The sequence below is a fragment of the Undibacterium cyanobacteriorum genome, assembly GCF_031326225.1.
GTDB classification, from domain to species: domain Bacteria; phylum Pseudomonadota; class Gammaproteobacteria; order Burkholderiales; family Burkholderiaceae_D; genus Undibacterium; species Undibacterium cyanobacteriorum.
The window spans coordinates 2,509,307-2,525,354 of sequence record NZ_CP133720.1 but is presented as its reverse complement, the minus strand read 5'-3'; the positions used below and the strand labels follow the sequence as shown (position 1 = coordinate 2,525,354).

Sequence of the window (16,048 nt, the reverse complement as noted above, 5' to 3'; positions counted from 1 at the left end):
TAAAAATGCGGGAATAGCTCAGTTGGTAGAGCGCAACCTTGCCAAGGTTGAGGTCGAGAGTTCGAGACTCTTTTCCCGCTCCAAGAATTTAAAGTGCTGATTTAATTGCAGTGCGAAGCGGTAAAAATGCGGGAATAGCTCAGTTGGTAGAGCGCAACCTTGCCAAGGTTGAGGTCGAGAGTTCGAGACTCTTTTCCCGCTCCAGAATGCAGAGGGGAAGCCAAGCTTCCCTTTTTTGTTCAGAGTTGTAAGTCAAGCGTGAGCTTGCTTATGGCGGGGTAGCAAAGTGGTTATGCAGCGGCCTGCAAAGCCGTAGACGCCGGTTCGATCCCGACCCCCGCCTCCAATTTGTCGTAAGACGTAGTGAATGTTGCTGATCTTTGATCGGCCGTAAGTTGAGTGCCCGAGTGGTGAAACTGGTAGACACATCGGACTTAAAATCCGCCGCTTTCCGTAAAAGGGGCGTGCCGGTTCAATTCCGGCCTCGGGCACCATTCATATAAAGTTAAAACCCGCCCTTCGGTCTGAAGCGCGGGTTTTTTTATTTTGTTTTTCGTAACTTGCTAAACTAATGTTTTTTATCGGGTTGAATGAGAATGGAAGCGACCAAAGTAATTGAATTTGAACGTCCGTTGATGGAAGCTGGAAGTAGTTGTGTTGCTTCGGCTTGGGCTCGCGTTCCTGATGCGCCGTCGCAGGATGAAAAGCGTGAGCTAAAAGAGAAAATTAGGCGCTTGCTGAAGGAAAAAAATGCGGTGCTTGTTGCGCATTATTATGTTGATTCAGATTTGCAGGACCTAGCGGAAGAGACTGGTGGTTGTGTTTCTGATTCGCTTGAGATGGCTCGTTTCGGTCGTGATCATGAGGCGAAAACGCTGGTTGTGTCTGGTGTCAAGTTCATGGGTGAAACTGCGAAAATTTTAAGCCCCGAGAAAACGATTTTGATGCCAGATCTCGACGCAACATGTTCTCTTGATCTTGGTTGTGATGCTGAGGAATTTGCTGCATTTTGCGACTCCCATCCTGATCGCACAGTGGTTGTTTATGCCAATACCAGCGCAGCAGTCAAGGCGCGTGCTGATTGGATGGTGACCTCTAGTGTAGGGTTGGATATTGTCGCTGAGTTGCATGCACAAGGTAAGAAGATTTTATGGGCACCAGACAAGCATCTTGGTAGTTATATTCAGAAGCAAACCGGTGCGGACATGTTGTTGTGGCAGGGATCCTGTTTGGTGCATGATGAGTTCAAGGGTGTTGAGCTCGAGGTCTTGAAAGAGCAGTATCCCCTCGCGAAAGTCTTGGTGCATCCCGAATCTCCTGCAGGGGTGGTTGCGTTGGCGGACGTGGTGGGATCAACTTCGCAATTGATTAAGGCCGCAGTCGAGTTGGATGCAACGCAATTTATTGTTGCTACGGATAACGGCATTTTGCATAAGATGCAGTTGGCTGCGCCAAACAAGCAATTTATCGTTGCACCAACGGCCGGTAACAGTGCTACTTGCAAGAGTTGTGCTCATTGTCCTTGGATGGCAATGAATGGTTTGCGGAATTTGTTGCAAGTTCTGGAGACTGGTGAAAATCAAATTCAAGTGGACTCCGAAACTGCAACGAAGGCGAAAATTGCAATTGATCGGATGCTTGATTTTGCTGCGGCAAAAAATAGGCGTGTGCAAGCCAGTGGTGATTTGGCGAAAGACGGAGCCTTATTTTCTGGAATTGGTCCTGCTTAAAAGGGTATTGATATGCAAGAAGTGAGTCTCGACAGTCGATTTGGAATAGTGAATGCTGATTTGCAGGCAGCTTTGCGAATCAATGTTCAATCTGCATTGGCAGAGGATGTGGGGGCGTGCGATCTGACTGGATTGCTGGTGCCTGAGTCGAAGCAGGTTGAGGCGCGGGTGATTGTGCGTGAAGAGGCGGTGTTGTGCGGTGTGCCGTGGTTTGAGGCGGTGATGAAGGCGGTTGATCCGCAAATAGTGATTGAGTGGCTAGCTGTTGAGGGTGATGTGATGCAACCGAATGATGTTGTGTGTCGATTGCGTGGTTCTGCTCGATCACTGTTGACTGCTGAGCGAAGTGCGCTCAATTTTTTGCAGTTGTTGTCTGCCGTTGCCTCTGCGACAAAAAACTATGTCGATATGATACGTGGTACATCGGCTGCGATTTTGGATACGCGCAAAACTTTGCCGGGTATGCGTTTGGCTCAAAAGTATGCGGTGCGTGTCGGTGGTGGTGAGAATCAGCGTTTGGCTTTATATGATGGAATCTTAATCAAGGAAAATCATATTGCAGCGGCTGGTGGAATTCGTGCTGCATTATTGGCTGCGCAAGAAGTTGTTTCTGGTCGAGAAGGTGTCACTGTTCAGATCGAGGTGGAGTCTCTTGAGGAGTTGAATGAAGCCTTAGAGGCGGGAGCTGTCTCTGTTCTATTGGATAACTTTAATTTGCAAATGATGCGTGATGCCGTTGTGCTAAATCGAGGGCGTGCAAAGTTAGAGGCGTCTGGTGGGGTGGATCGGAGCACGGTAAGGGCTATTGCAGAGACTGGCGTTGATCGCATTTCGATTGGGGCTTTGACGAAGGATGTGAAGGCGGTCGATTATTCTATGCGAGTGGTGGCGTCCTTATAGCGGCTAACAAGATCTTGTAAAAGGCGCCTGGCGAATGCTGGGCGTTTTCGTTTGTATCATCGGTGAATCTACTTTGGCTTTGGATGTGCAGTTAGTTTTATGGTTGAGTATCATTCGCAAAATTTAAACTAAATGATTTAGATAATACTTGCCGAGCTGCATCATTTCTTGCTATAGTTCGGCTCCCGCAGAAATGTGAAGCAAGAAAAAAGAGTGGCAAGCCAGTCAATTTTCCAAAGTATTTCGATTGCTGTAAATGAAAGAAATCGAAATCAAGTTTGAAAGAAGTTCAGAAAGTTCAAACGAGGGGGTTGACGAGAAGTTGGAAAGGCTGCATAATCTCATTTCTCTGCTGCTGACGAACAAAACGATTCGAAGCAAAACGCAAAAACTGAAGTCGAAAGATTAAATAGTGAGCGTAGCAGGCCAGATCTTTAACAATTAACAGTCAATAAATGTGGGCACTTGATAGTGATGGCGACTAGCTACTTCGGTAGTTAGGAAACTTAAAATATATCAAATGTTCACAAGAAATAACAAAGCAAGACGGTTTCTAGAAATAGAAATCGAACTGTCAGTATTTTGAGTGAGCGACACCGTCTAACGACGGAAGCAGAAATGCTAAAAACAGAGATTGAACTGAAGAGTTTGATCCTGGCTCAGATTGAACGCTGGCGGCATGCCTTACACATGCAAGTCGAACGGCAGCACGGGTGCTTGCACCTGGTGGCGAGTGGCGAACGGGTGAGTAATATATCGGAACATACCTTGTAGTGGGGGATAACTATCCGAAAGGATAGCTAATACCGCATACGCTCTGAGGAGGAAAGCGGGGGATCTTAGGACCTCGTGCTATAAGAGTGGCCGATATCTGATTAGCTAGTTGGTGAGGTAAGAGCTCACCAAGGCGACGATCAGTAGCTGGTCTGAGAGGACGACCAGCCACACTGGAACTGAGACACGGTCCAGACTCCTACGGGAGGCAGCAGTGGGGAATTTTGGACAATGGGGGCAACCCTGATCCAGCAATGCCGCGTGAGTGAAGAAGGCCTTCGGGTTGTAAAGCTCTTTTGTCAGGGAAGAAACGGTGAATCCTAATATGATTTGCTAATGACGGTACCTGAAGAATAAGCACCGGCTAACTACGTGCCAGCAGCCGCGGTAATACGTAGGGTGCAAGCGTTAATCGGAATTACTGGGCGTAAAGCGTGCGCAGGCGGTTTTATAAGACAGAGGTGAAATCCCCGGGCTCAACCTGGGAACTGCCTTTGTGACTGTAAGGCTAGAGTGTGTCAGAGGGGGGTAGAATTCCACGTGTAGCAGTGAAATGCGTAGAGATGTGGAGGAATACCGATGGCGAAGGCAGCCCCCTGGGATAACACTGACGCTCATGCACGAAAGCGTGGGGAGCAAACAGGATTAGATACCCTGGTAGTCCACGCCCTAAACGATGTCTACTAGTTGTCGGGACTTAATTGTCTTGGTAACGCAGCTAACGCGTGAAGTAGACCGCCTGGGGAGTACGGTCGCAAGATTAAAACTCAAAGGAATTGACGGGGACCCGCACAAGCGGTGGATGATGTGGATTAATTCGATGCAACGCGAAAAACCTTACCTACCCTTGACATGGCAGGAATCCTGAAGAGATTTGGGAGTGCTCGCAAGAGAACCTGCACACAGGTGCTGCATGGCTGTCGTCAGCTCGTGTCGTGAGATGTTGGGTTAAGTCCCGCAACGAGCGCAACCCTTGTCATTAGTTGCTACATTAAGTTGAGCACTCTAATGAGACTGCCGGTGACAAACCGGAGGAAGGTGGGGATGACGTCAAGTCCTCATGGCCCTTATGGGTAGGGCTTCACACGTCATACAATGGTACATACAGAGGGCTGCCAAACCGCGAGGTGGAGCTAATCCCAGAAAGTGTATCGTAGTCCGGATTGTAGTCTGCAACTCGACTACATGAAGTTGGAATCGCTAGTAATCGCGGATCAGCATGTCGCGGTGAATACGTTCCCGGGTCTTGTACACACCGCCCGTCACACCATGGGAGCGGGTTTCGCCAGAAGTAGGTAGCTTAACCGTAAGGAGGGCGCTTACCACGGCGGGGTTCGTGACTGGGGTGAAGTCGTAACAAGGTAGCCGTATCGGAAGGTGCGGCTGGATCACCTCCTTTCTAGAGTGCGCTTGAATGTTAAGTGTCCACACTTATTGACTGTTAATGTAAAAGAACGCAGTACTGTTTGCTGAGATGAGATCAGTGAATGGTTCGAGATTTGCCCGGTTAAGTAGTAATACGAATGGGGGTTTAGCTCATCTGGTAGAGCACCTGCTTTGCAAGCAGGGGGTGATCGGTTCGAGCCCGGTAACCTCCACCAATGACTGGGGCTGTAGCTCAGCTGGTTAGAGCACCGTGTTGATAACGCGGGGGTCGTTGGTTCGAGCCCAACCAGCCCTACCAAATCGCAGAAATGCCGAGATCGTAAGATCGAAATAACAAATGTGAGTAGCGCGAGCGCTATTGAGATTTGTTCTTTCAAAGCGAAAGCAAAGTAATAAAGTAGTACCGTTCTTTAACAATTGAGAAGAAGTAAAGTAAGAAATAATCAAAATTTATTTCGTAGAGGAGTTCATGAGACATCGTGAACAAATTTATGGAAGGGTTGTGATTGTATCGAACAAACAAAGTAGTAAAAGTGATCCAAGTCGTCGTCAAGCAATTGGCGAAGAATAAAACTCACTTGAGCTACGGCAACGCTAAAGTAATACTCATATAGTAGTAAAGAACTATAACGGCTCTAGGAATAGAGATCAAAGTTATAGGGACAAGTGACTAAGTGCACATGGTGGATGCCTTGGCGATATCAGGCGATGAAGGACGTAGTAGCTTGCGATAAGCTGCGGGGAGTGAGCAAACACACCGTGATCCGCAGATTTCCGAATGGGGAAACCCGGCCGTAAGGTCATCGTTATCTGAATACATAGGATAACGAAGCGAACGTGGCGAACTGAAACATCTAAGTAGCTACAGGAAAAGAAATCAACCGAGATTCCCAAAGTAGTGGCGAGCGAAATGGGAAGAGCCGCAAATGATAACTACTTTCATACTAGAACAGCTTGGAAACGCTGACCATAGAGGGTGATAGTCCCGTATAGGAAATGATCGTAGTGGTACTAGGTTTGCAAGAAGTAGGGCGGGACACGTGAAATCCTGTCTGAATATGGGGGGACCATCCTCCAAGGCTAAATACTCGATATCGACCGATAGTGAACCAGTACCGTGAGGGAAAGGCGAAAAGAACCCCGGGAGGGGAGTGAAATAGAACCTGAAACCGTGTGCATACAAACAGTCGGAGCCTCGAAAGGGGTGACGGCGTACCTTTTGTATAATGGGTCAGCGACTTACATTCAGTGGCGAGCTTAACCGCATAGGGAAGGCGCAGAGAAATCGAGTCCGAATAGGGCGACAGTCGCTGGGTGTAGACCCGAAACCAGATGATCTACCCATGGCCAGGTTGAAGGTGCGGTAACACGCACTGGAGGACCGAACCCACTAATGTTGAAAAATTAGGGGATGAGCTGTGGGTAGGGGTGAAAGGCTAAACAAATCTGGAAATAGCTGGTTCTCTCCGAAAACTATTTAGGTAGTGCCTCAAGTATCACCAACGGGGGTAGAGCACTGTTATGGCTAGGGGGTCATCGCGACTTACCAAACCATTGCAAACTCCGAATACCGTTGAGTGCGAGCTTGGGAGACAGACATCGGGTGCTAACGTCCGGTGTCAAGAGGGAAACAACCCAGACCGCCAGCTAAGGTCCCAAAGTACAGCTAAGTGGAAAACGAAGTGGGAAGGCTAAAACAGTCAGGAGGTTGGCTTAGAAGCAGCCACCCTTTAAAGAAAGCGTAATAGCTCACTGATCGAGTCGTCCTGCGCGGAAGATGTAACGGGGCTAAGCTGTACACCGAAGCTGCGGATATCCGTAAGGATATGGTAGGAGAGCGTTCTGTAAGCCTGCGAAGGTGTCTGGTAACGGATGCTGGAGGTATCAGAAGTGCGAATGCTGACATGAGTAGCGATAAAGGAGGTGAAAAGCCTCCTCGCCGTAAGCCCAAGGTTTCCTGTTCAACGTTCATCGGAGCAGGGTGAGTCGGCCCCTAAGGCGAGGCAGAGATGCGTAGCTGATGGGAAGCAGGTTAATATTCCTGCACCGTCGTATGATGCGATGGGGGGACGGATCGCGGAAGGTTGTCAGGCGGTTGGAAGAGCCTGTTCTTGACTTGTAGAAGGTGCTTAGGCAAATCCGGGCACGAAATTCAAGGGGTTGAGACGAGACACTTAGGTGTCGAAGCAATCGGAAGTGGTTCCAAGAAAAGCCTCTAAGCTTCAGTCATACGAGACCGTACCGCAAACCGACACAGGTGGGCGAGATGAGTATTCTAAGGCGCTTGAGAGAACTCGGGAGAAGGAACTCGGCAAATTGGTACCGTAACTTCGGGATAAGGTACGCCCTTGTAGCTTGACCAGCCTGCGCTGGAAGGGTGAAAGGGTTGCAATAAACTGGTGGCTGCAACTGTTTAATAAAAACACAGCACTCTGCAAACACGAAAGTGGACGTATAGGGTGTGACGCCTGCCCGGTGCTGGAAGATTAAATGATGGGGTGCAAGCTCTTGATTGAAGTCCCAGTAAACGGCGGCCGTAACTATAACGGTCCTAAGGTAGCGAAATTCCTTGTCGGGTAAGTTCCGACCTGCACGAATGGCGTAATGATGGCCACACTGTCTCCTCCCGAGACTCAGCGAAGTTGAAGTGTTTGTGATGATGCAATCTACCCGCGGCTAGACGGAAAGACCCCATGAACCTTTACTGTAGCTTTGCATTGGACTTTGAACCAATCTGTGTAGGATAGGTGGGAGGCTTTGAAGCGGGGACGCCAGTTCTCGTGGAGCCATCCTTGAAATACCACCCTGGTTTGTTTGAGGTTCTAACCTTGTCCCGTTATCCGGGTCGGGGACAGTGCATGGTAGGCAGTTTGACTGGGGCGGTCTCCTCCCAAAGTGTAACGGAGGAGTTCGAAGGTACGCTAGGTACGGTCGGACATCGTGCTAATAGTGCAATGGCATAAGCGTGCTTAACTGCGAGACTGACAAGTCGAGCAGGTACGAAAGTAGGACATAGTGATCCGGTGGTTCTGTATGGAAGGGCCATCGCTCAACGGATAAAAGGTACTCTGGGGATAACAGGCTGATTCCTCCCAAGAGTTCATATCGACGGGGGAGTTTGGCACCTCGATGTCGGCTCATCACATCCTGGGGCTGTAGCCGGTCCCAAGGGTATGGCTGTTCGCCATTTAAAGTGGTACGTGAGCTGGGTTTAAAACGTCGTGAGACAGTTTGGTCCCTATCTGCCGTGGGCGTTGGATATTTGAAGGGGGCTGCTCCTAGTACGAGAGGACCGGAGTGGACGAACCTCTGGTGTACCGGTTGTCATGCCAATGGCATTGCCGGGTAGCTATGTTCGGAAGAGATAACCGCTGAAAGCATCTAAGCGGGAAACTCGCCTTAAGATGAGATATCCCGGAGCTTTAAGCTCCTTGAAGGGTCGTTCGAGACCAGGACGTTGATAGGCTGGGTGTGGAAGTGCAGTAATGCATTAAGCTAACCAGTACTAATTGCCCGTACGGCTTGTCCCTATAACTTTGGTCAGTTATAGACAATAGACAAGTATTACAAAGTGTTTGCCAAATAAGTTTGGTCAATCACAACCGATTATGAATTACTGTCAGACCAAAACCTGACATACTTCTTCCCAATTGGATTTGTTGCGATTCACAAGTCAACGTGAACCACAGCAAATCAACAAGTTATGCCTGATGACTATAGCAAGTTGGTCCCACACCTTCCCATCCCGAACAGGACCGTGAAACGACTTTGCGCCGATGATAGTGCTGCAACCAGTGTGAAAGTAGGTCATCGTCAGGCTCTTATCCTGAAAAGCCTCAAGTTCCTTCGAACTTGAGGCTTTTTGCTATGTAGTTCAAATGCCGTCGATTTGGCTAGAATTGCAAGTAATATTGCTGCAGCTAAAATAAATACCAGAATCAAGCAGTGCTTGTGTACGCAAATCAATTAAAATAGCTGTTTGCCTAATAAACTCGAATAGTCACCATTTGTGACTTTCGTTGAATTTCAAATGAATATCTCATCCACACAAGAAATCGTCGAAGAATTACGCGCTGGTCGCATGGTCATATTGGTTGATGAAGAAGATCGTGAGAACGAAGGAGACTTGGTACTCGCGGCCGAATTTGTGACGCCTGAAGCGATTAACTTTATGGCCAAATATGGCCGTGGTTTGATTTGCCTAACTCTCACAGAAGAGCGTTGCAATCAGTTAAATTTGCCAATGATGGCTTCACGCAACGGCACTGCCTATGGTACCAATTTTACCGTTTCTATTGAGGCAGCTGAAGGTGTTACGACCGGTATTTCTGCTGCAGATCGTGCCCGCACTATTCAGGTGGCGGTTGACCCAAACGCAGGTGCAGATGATATCGTACAGCCTGGTCATATTTTCCCGTTGAAGGCACAAAAAGGTGGCGTGCTCATGCGTGCTGGACACACCGAAGCCGGGTGTGATTTGGCTGATCTCGCCGGCTTAAATCCTTCTGCCGTCATCTGCGAAATCATGAAGGATGATGGCACGATGGCTCGCCTGCCAGATCTGCTGGAGTTTGCAGAGCAACACAAGCTAAAGATCGGTACGATTGCAGACCTAATTCGTTATCGTAGCCAGAATGAGAGTATGGTTCAACGTGTTGGACAACGCCAAGTTGAGACTTTGTACGGAACATTCGATGCGATCATTTATCGAGACCTCCCAAGTAATTCTGCGCATCTAGTTCTTCAACACGGAGAGATTTCGTCGGATACAGAAACCTTAGTACGCGTGCATCAACCAGTATCAATGTTAGATCTGTTAGAGATGAAAATAACGACGCATTCTTGGAATATTGCGAGTGCTTTAGAGACGATCAAGAGCGCACCGAGTGGGGTCATGGTCTTGCTCAATTGCGAAGAATCGGCGGAGCAATTGTTCGCTCAATTTACTGCTCTTTCTACTCCGGAGAAGAAACCAGCGGGACGTGCGGCTCGTTTAGATTTGCGCACTTATGGAATCGGTGCACAAATTCTTCGAGATGTTGGTGTTGGCAAGATGCGATTGTTGGCGAACCCACGCAAAATGCCGTCGATGACAGGCTTTAATCTCGAAGTGACTGGCTATATCGATTGTCCCAAAATCTAACTACATCAGATTTGATTTGCAAGCTTCGATGTACGATGGAAGCATAGAAAGATTTAAACTTAAAAACCTAAGAGGCGAAAATGACAGTTGGACATTATGAAGCAAACCTAGATGGTGCTGGTGTTCGTGTAGGTATAGTTCAGGCTCGATTCAATGAAGAAATTGGTGCAGGGTTACTAGAGTCCTGTCTTATGGAGCTCAAGCGTTTAGGTGTGATGGATGAAGATGTCTTGCATGTCACTGTTCCTGGTGCGCTTGAGGTTCCACTGGCGCTGCAAAAGCTAGCTGCGACACATCAGTTCGATGCGTTGATTGCCTTGGGGGCTGTTATTCGAGGTGAAACCTATCATTTTGAGCTTGTCTCAAATGAATCGGGTTCGGGGATTACACGTGTTGGGCTTGACACAGGTATCCCAATCGCGAATGCGATCTTGACCACAGAAGATGATGATCAAGCCTTAGTTCGTATGCGTGAGAAGGGAGCTGACGCGGCCCGTGTTGCAATTGAAATGGCCAACTTGACGCTCGCGCTTGAAGAATTGGCGGAAGCGACCGAAGAAATCGATTACGAATCTGATTGAATGGACTGACTTTTGTTTGAATTCACAACAAAAAATATTGAAAGTTAAAGAAATGAGTAATTCCACACAACATGCCAATCCAAACAAAAATCGTTCACCGAGACATCGTGCGCGTGAGTTTGCATTGCAAGGTATCTATCAATGGTTGTTGAACAACGAGGATTCTGGTGTCATCGATGCTCATATTCGTGAGGCACACGGCTTCGATAAAGCAGACTTGGAACATTTTAAGGCTTTGTTACATGGTTCAATCAACCAAAGTATCGAGTTGCGTGCCGATTTTTCGCCGTTTATCGACCGAGGTATTTCGGAGTTGTCACCGATTGAGCATGCAGTACTTTTGATTGGTGCGTATGAGCTGAAAAACCATATTGAAATCCCGTATCGTGTTGTCATCAACGAGGCTGTGGAATTAGCTAAATCGTTCGGCGGACAAGATGGTCATAAATATGTGAACGGTGTATTGGATAAGCTATCTGCTAAATTACGCGCCGCAGAAGTTACCACTAAATAAACGTGTAGATCGTCACGATCTTTGAATTGTTGTCTGAGAATGACGCTTTCATAGTATTACGAATTTAGAAAGCCCTCGTGATGAGGGCTTTTTTTTAACAGTACACGTCGAGTTTGCCTAGTTTAGGCGTTGTGTGTTCGATTAATCAAAGCTGTATTCTAACAACACCTGAGAGCAGTCACTGCCATTGGAATTCCAGGTTGTTCTACCATGACCACGAATACCCTCGAAATCGCCTGTGCCTGAACCATTGATGACATTCAGGGTGCTAACGGTTTGCCCTGATTTTACGGATCCGACATGTTGAATGATAAATCCACCTCTACGATTACCTATTCGGCCAGTGAGATATTCAAGTCCAACGAAATTTTGACTGCCTGCAGCGCCCGCATAGGCAAGGCATTCAAAGCGAGATTCGGCTTCTATGTCACCTAGGTACTGGTGAGTAAGCTTTGAGCGTCGTAGGCCTGTTTCGAGGTCTAACTTTTCATCTAAACCAAAAAGCTTTACTGTTCCACAAGCTAACATTTTTCCTCCTTCTTCGAGCCGGCACGGCAATCGCAACACATGGGTAGAAACCCCGCATGAGATCTATCCACATTCGCTTTTTCTCGCTCCACCTTCCAAAAGTGTTTTGATACACTAAATTGGGCCTGATTTTTTTTGAAAAAACTAAAGCGAAAAAAACAATAATCATTTGAGTTAATCAGTATTCCAAATTTGCCGTATCATGTCTAATCACATAATCATATGAATAATGCGCAAATGTTATATGTGATTAGAAAAATTGATCAAATGAAATAATAAATTCATAATTTCGTGTTTAGTATATGATGAAATTTCGACAAATTGAAGCGTTTCGATGTTTGATGGTCGCCGGCACAAGCGCAGGTGCCGCACGAAAAATGAACGTGACACAGCCTGCCATTAGCCGATTGATCGCTGATCTAGAGGAAAGTCTAGGATTCCGATTGTTTAATCGTTCAAAAGGGCGCCTTGAGCCAACAACCGCAGGGGTCAGGTTCTATCGTGCTGTGGAGGAGAATTTTCTTGGACTTGAACGTTTGACGCAGGTGGCAGCGAATATAAGAGCCGATGCCCCAGAAGGAATATCGGTAGCCTGTCTTTTCGTTCTTTCTACAACTCTCATGCCTTTAGTCTTAAAGGAATTCTTTAAATATCATCCGAATGTGCCAGTCACGGTTGATACATGCAATGGACCTGAAATTTTGGTTCGCCTACAAGATATGAAGGTCGATATGGCGATAGCACTGGACTTTCCCCCATTTGCTGGTATCGACATCGAAAAGATCCTAAAGGTCCACGTATCTTGCGCCTTGCCAGAGGGACATAGGCTAGTTGATAAAGAAATGATTTTTCCAGAGGATATCCATGGCGAAAATATGATCGGCTGGGTACCAATAATTTCGCAAAACTATGAGAAGGAATTGGAGAGCCTTCAAGCAGCGAAGAGTGTCCCGAAAAATGTAATTAAAACCCATACGTCTCATACTCGATATGCGATGGTTGCACATGGTCTTGGACTATCTTTAGTTGAGCCGTTTGCCGCAAAAATCTGGAGTAACAATGGAGTGGTCGTAAAGCCATTTGCCGGAGAAATTAGCTATGACTATGTGCTTGCATATCCTAGCGGCGGGATTCGGTCGCAAATCATGCATGACTTTCGAGATGCTGTCATTAAGGTTGCTAACGAATACGATTTTGGATTCGATTGCAGGGCCAAATGAAAAAAGCCTAGGGGACCTAGGCTTTTTTGTTTGAAACTGAAGCTATTCGCTACAAACCAGCAACGGTTTCGTTTTCAGGAGCATGAGTTTTGTTTGAAGTAACTTCATCGTTCAATTTTTCAGCGTTATTTTCAACAGTTCGTGTCGTATTGGCCGGTTTCGCCGTTGTGCTGAATACCGAAACGGACTTTCCAGCAGCGACATCCTTTAAGCGACGATACTCTGCCAAGACTAAATTACCATAGCCGCCGTCAGATTCGTTGTCGGTTGCGCCAACGTAGCGTTTAAGCCCACCCTCAATCGAACCTGCTGCTTTGATGCAATCTCGGAGAATCGTCGCCCCAACTTTGATGTTTGCCACCGGATTCAATGCGGCCTTTACTCCACCAAGTTCGTTGAAGCGATCTTTGTGGACACGTGACATGACTTGCATCAATCCTTGTGCTCCGACTGGACTTTCTGAGAAAGGGTTGAAGCGTGATTCAATCGCGATCACCGAAAGGATCAAAAGGGGGTCTAATTTTGTGTCCTTCGCGGTCAGGTAACTTGCGGAAACGAGCATGTCGATCGCATCGTTTGCGACACGATAGCGCTTTGAAAGCCAGTTAGTAACTAAAGCTTGTTGGCGTTGATCACCAATGAATTTGCTAGGTGCCGTTGGAGTTGAATCATTCGTTAACTCTTGCTCTCCGTTTTTCGCAATAAGTTCCGGCGTTGCCATCAACATAGACAAATCGGGATTGGACGATGCTTCTGCTTCAATGGTGGGATTGGAGCCGAACGGTGATATCGCATGGAATTTTGTCGCTAACTCTGGATTTAAAAACAAAGCCGCGAGCAAGAAGATTGCCATCAAGCCGATGCCCGCCGTGACGTGAATCAGTTTGGTCAAAGTATCTGCTTTGCGTTTTTGAGCGCGTACACGTCCCGACTCTTTTTGGGAAGAGTTAGGTCGACCAGTTGTCTGAGCTGGTAAAATTAAATTGTGAATCATTACTTCCTCCTGAAGTATCGAGGCGCGAACGTGCCGATAAAATGGCGCATAGGTGCTTCGAATCAGAAACATCATCCAAGGGTTTCAATACATGTCGTTTGAAATTGATTTGGATGCCGGAGTTACTCATCCTTTTGTGTCTCGCCAGATGTAGGCATAAAAGGATAAATAACAAGTCTCGGGATGAGGCGAATCGCCTTTTGTGGATTTCCTAAATCCGAATTGGGATCCCGAATCCCAAATTAAGTGATACTGTTGGTTTGCCAGTTTTTGACTTGGTCAAAAAATTACTGTAAATCAAATCAGTAGTTTTGAAGTTGGTCGCATTTTAGGTGGGCATTTATATCGAGTCAATACTAAAGAATCGATTTAATATAACCATTGGTTTTAATGTTTTTTGTTGCGTTGCAATAAAACTGAATGAAATCAAATACTTGGCGATCTTTTTGAGATCGAAATATTAATTTAGAGGAAGCGTAAAAAAAGATGAAATATTCAGATTTGCGAGATTTTTTGGCGCAGCTTGAGAAACAAAACGAATTAAAACAAGTAGTTACCCCAATTTCGACCCATTTGGAGATGACGGAAATATCTGATCGTGTATTACGCGCGGAAGGTCCGGCTTTATTATTCAAGAATCCGAAGGGGCACAGCATCCCAGTGCTGACCAATTTATTTGGCACCCCGCATCGTGTTGCGATGGGGATGGGTGCCGATCATATTAGCGAGTTACGGCGGATCGGACATGTGTTGTCCTCCCTAAAGGAGCCCGAGCCGCCAAAAGGCTTCAAGGATATCCTAGGGATGGGTTCATTGGTGAAAGCCGTATGGGATATGGCACCGAAAGAGCTTCGTACCGCTCCATGCCAAGAAATCGTCTGGGAGAGTGATGAGGTCGATCTCGCGCGCCTGCCAATTCAACACTGTTGGCCTGGTGACGTTGCGCCGCTCATCACATGGGGCTTGGTGATCACCAAAGGACCACATAAGAAGCGACAAAATTTGGGAATTTATCGCCAGCAGGTGCTCTTTCGTAATAAAGTTATTATGCGTTGGTTGGCACATCGGGGTGGCGCCCTAGATTTTCGTGAACATACGATTGCTAATAAAGGTAAGCCATACCCGATCGCAGTCGCATTGGGAGCTGATCCTGCGACGATTCTAGGCGCAGTGACACCTGTTCCTGATACCCTTTCTGAATATCAATTTGCTGGATTATTGCGAGGAAGTCGAACCGAGTTGGTGAAGGCGATTGGAAGTGAGTTGCGCGTGCCGGCCTCGGCGGAGATTGTTTTGGAAGGACATATATATCCTGATGCAAACCATCCTAGTGGTTTTGAACATGCAATCGAAGGCCCATACGGTGATCACACTGGATACTATAACGAACAGGATAGTTTCCCCGTATTTACGATTGACCGCATTACGATGCGCAAAGATCCTATTTATCATTCGACCTACACTGGAAAACCACCTGATGAACCAGCTGTGCTTGGAGTGGCTTTGAATGAGGTCTTTATCCCACTGTTGCAGAAACAGTTTCCCGAGATTTTAGATTTTTATTTACCGCCCGAAGGATGTAGTTATCGCATGGCGGTGGTGCAGCTGCGCAAGTCTTATGCAGGACATGCCAAACGCGTCATGTTTGGCGTATGGAGTTTCTTGCGTCAATTTATGTACACCAAATTCATTATCGTTGTGGATGACGATGTCAACATTCGCGACTGGAAGGAAGTGATTTGGGCGATTACTACGCGAGTTGATCCAAGCAGAGATACAACTTTGGTCGATAACACACCGATTGATTACCTAGATTTTGCTTCGCCTATCAGTGGTCTTGGCAGCAAAATGGGAATTGATGCGACCAATAAATGGCCTGGTGAAACAAATCGTGAGTGGGGAACAACCATTAATATGGATGTCGCAGTCAAGAATCGAGTTGATGAGCTTTGGAAAGAACTCGGAATATAAACGCACGCAACTTCCGGACGCAACTTCTTTTAACCCAAGTCACCACCAGTGAACTGGCTTGGGTTATAATTGAGTTTGGCGGGCCCCTGCGCATTGCGGCGTGACCAATCTGGTCAGGTCGGGAACGAAGCAGCCACAGTCATTTCCCGTAAGTGCCGCAGATCAGGCTCGCCTCCTTCCTCTCTTTTTCTCTCCCAGAATTCCTCGTTTTTTGTATGCTTGCATATTGCGAGACTTCTGCATTCTCCTTGAGTTTTCTTCCAAATTTGCTTGCATAGAATTTGTGTATTGTTGATCTTGTCTCGGA

9 protein-coding genes, 6 tRNA genes, 3 rRNA genes and 1 other RNA gene are annotated in these 16,048 nt (G+C 47.0%); 17 read left to right on the top strand and 2 right to left on the bottom strand.

Annotated features, from left to right (window positions below; all coding sequences use genetic code 11):
- Nucleotides 1-7 precede the first annotated feature (7 nt).
- The 14 genes from RF679_RS10660 (at nucleotide 8) to nusB (ending at nucleotide 11,028) form a co-directional block, all read left to right on the top strand.
- Nucleotides 8-83 (top strand) — tRNA-Gly (locus RF679_RS10660).
- A 45-nt stretch (nucleotides 84-128) separates the two neighbouring features.
- A tRNA-Gly gene (locus RF679_RS10655) sits at nucleotides 129-204 on the top strand.
- 68 nt (nucleotides 205-272) lie between these two features.
- Nucleotides 273-346, top strand: a tRNA-Cys gene (locus RF679_RS10650).
- Between the two features lie 55 nt (nucleotides 347-401).
- Nucleotides 402-494, top strand: a tRNA-Leu gene (locus tag RF679_RS10645).
- A gap of 102 nt (nucleotides 495-596) precedes the next feature.
- Nucleotides 597-1,730 (top strand): quinolinate synthase NadA, encoded by a 1,134-nt coding sequence (nadA, locus tag RF679_RS10640; RefSeq protein ID WP_373921669.1) that lies wholly within the window; start codon nucleotides 597-599, stop codon nucleotides 1,728-1,730.
- A gap of 21 nt (nucleotides 1,731-1,751) precedes the next feature.
- Nucleotides 1,752-2,630, top strand: coding sequence for a carboxylating nicotinate-nucleotide diphosphorylase (gene nadC / locus RF679_RS10635; RefSeq protein WP_373921772.1), 879 nt, complete (start codon nucleotides 1,752-1,754; stop codon nucleotides 2,628-2,630).
- A 636-nt stretch (nucleotides 2,631-3,266) separates the two neighbouring features.
- Nucleotides 3,267-4,803: ribosomal RNA gene (locus RF679_RS10630) — 16S ribosomal RNA — on the top strand.
- Between the two features lie 126 nt (nucleotides 4,804-4,929).
- Nucleotides 4,930-5,005 (top strand) — tRNA-Ala (locus RF679_RS10625).
- A 6-nt stretch (nucleotides 5,006-5,011) separates the two neighbouring features.
- A tRNA-Ile gene (locus RF679_RS10620) sits at nucleotides 5,012-5,088 on the top strand.
- A gap of 362 nt (nucleotides 5,089-5,450) precedes the next feature.
- Nucleotides 5,451-8,320: ribosomal RNA gene (locus RF679_RS10615) — 23S ribosomal RNA — on the top strand.
- A 176-nt stretch (nucleotides 8,321-8,496) separates the two neighbouring features.
- Nucleotides 8,497-8,609, top strand: a 5S ribosomal RNA gene (rrf, locus tag RF679_RS10610).
- The 16S, 23S and 5S rRNA genes sit together here with 2 tRNA genes alongside, the layout of an rRNA operon.
- A gap of 211 nt (nucleotides 8,610-8,820) precedes the next feature.
- A complete protein-coding gene (gene ribBA / locus RF679_RS10605) occupies nucleotides 8,821-9,933 on the top strand; it encodes a bifunctional 3,4-dihydroxy-2-butanone-4-phosphate synthase/GTP cyclohydrolase II (RefSeq protein WP_309480611.1) in 1,113 nt (370 codons plus the stop codon).
- A gap of 80 nt (nucleotides 9,934-10,013) precedes the next feature.
- Nucleotides 10,014-10,514, top strand: coding sequence for a 6,7-dimethyl-8-ribityllumazine synthase (ribH, locus tag RF679_RS10600; protein ID WP_309480610.1), 501 nt, complete (start codon nucleotides 10,014-10,016; stop codon nucleotides 10,512-10,514).
- Between the two features lie 52 nt (nucleotides 10,515-10,566).
- Complete coding sequence (gene nusB / locus RF679_RS10595) at nucleotides 10,567-11,028, top strand: transcription antitermination factor NusB (RefSeq protein ID WP_309484006.1); 462 nt, start codon at nucleotides 10,567-10,569, stop codon at nucleotides 11,026-11,028.
- A 141-nt stretch (nucleotides 11,029-11,169) separates the two neighbouring features.
- Here nusB and RF679_RS10590 read toward each other — a convergent pair whose 3' ends face one another.
- Entirely contained in the window at nucleotides 11,170-11,556 is a 387-nt protein-coding gene (locus RF679_RS10590) for a DUF3224 domain-containing protein (RefSeq protein ID WP_309480609.1), read from the bottom strand.
- 302 nt (nucleotides 11,557-11,858) lie between these two features.
- Between RF679_RS10590 and RF679_RS10585 the strand changes: the two genes are divergently transcribed.
- Entirely contained in the window at nucleotides 11,859-12,776 is a 918-nt protein-coding gene (locus RF679_RS10585; RefSeq protein WP_309480608.1) for a LysR substrate-binding domain-containing protein, read from the top strand.
- 49 nt (nucleotides 12,777-12,825) lie between these two features.
- Here RF679_RS10585 and RF679_RS10580 read toward each other — a convergent pair whose 3' ends face one another.
- Nucleotides 12,826-13,770: a lytic transglycosylase domain-containing protein gene (locus RF679_RS10580; protein WP_309480607.1), complete on the bottom strand. Its 945-nt coding sequence runs from the start codon at nucleotides 13,768-13,770 to the stop codon at nucleotides 12,826-12,828.
- Between the two features lie 486 nt (nucleotides 13,771-14,256).
- Between RF679_RS10580 and ubiD the strand changes: the two genes are divergently transcribed.
- Together ubiD and ffs are read left to right on the top strand one after the other, a co-directional pair.
- The gene (gene ubiD / locus RF679_RS10575; protein WP_309480606.1) at nucleotides 14,257-15,741 is read left to right on the top strand and encodes a 4-hydroxy-3-polyprenylbenzoate decarboxylase; all 1,485 of its coding nucleotides are present in this window, start codon (nucleotides 14,257-14,259) and stop codon (nucleotides 15,739-15,741) included.
- 77 nt (nucleotides 15,742-15,818) lie between these two features.
- An RNA gene (gene ffs, locus RF679_RS10570) (signal recognition particle sRNA small type) lies at nucleotides 15,819-15,917 on the top strand.
- The last annotated feature ends 131 nt before the right edge of the window (nucleotides 15,918-16,048 follow it).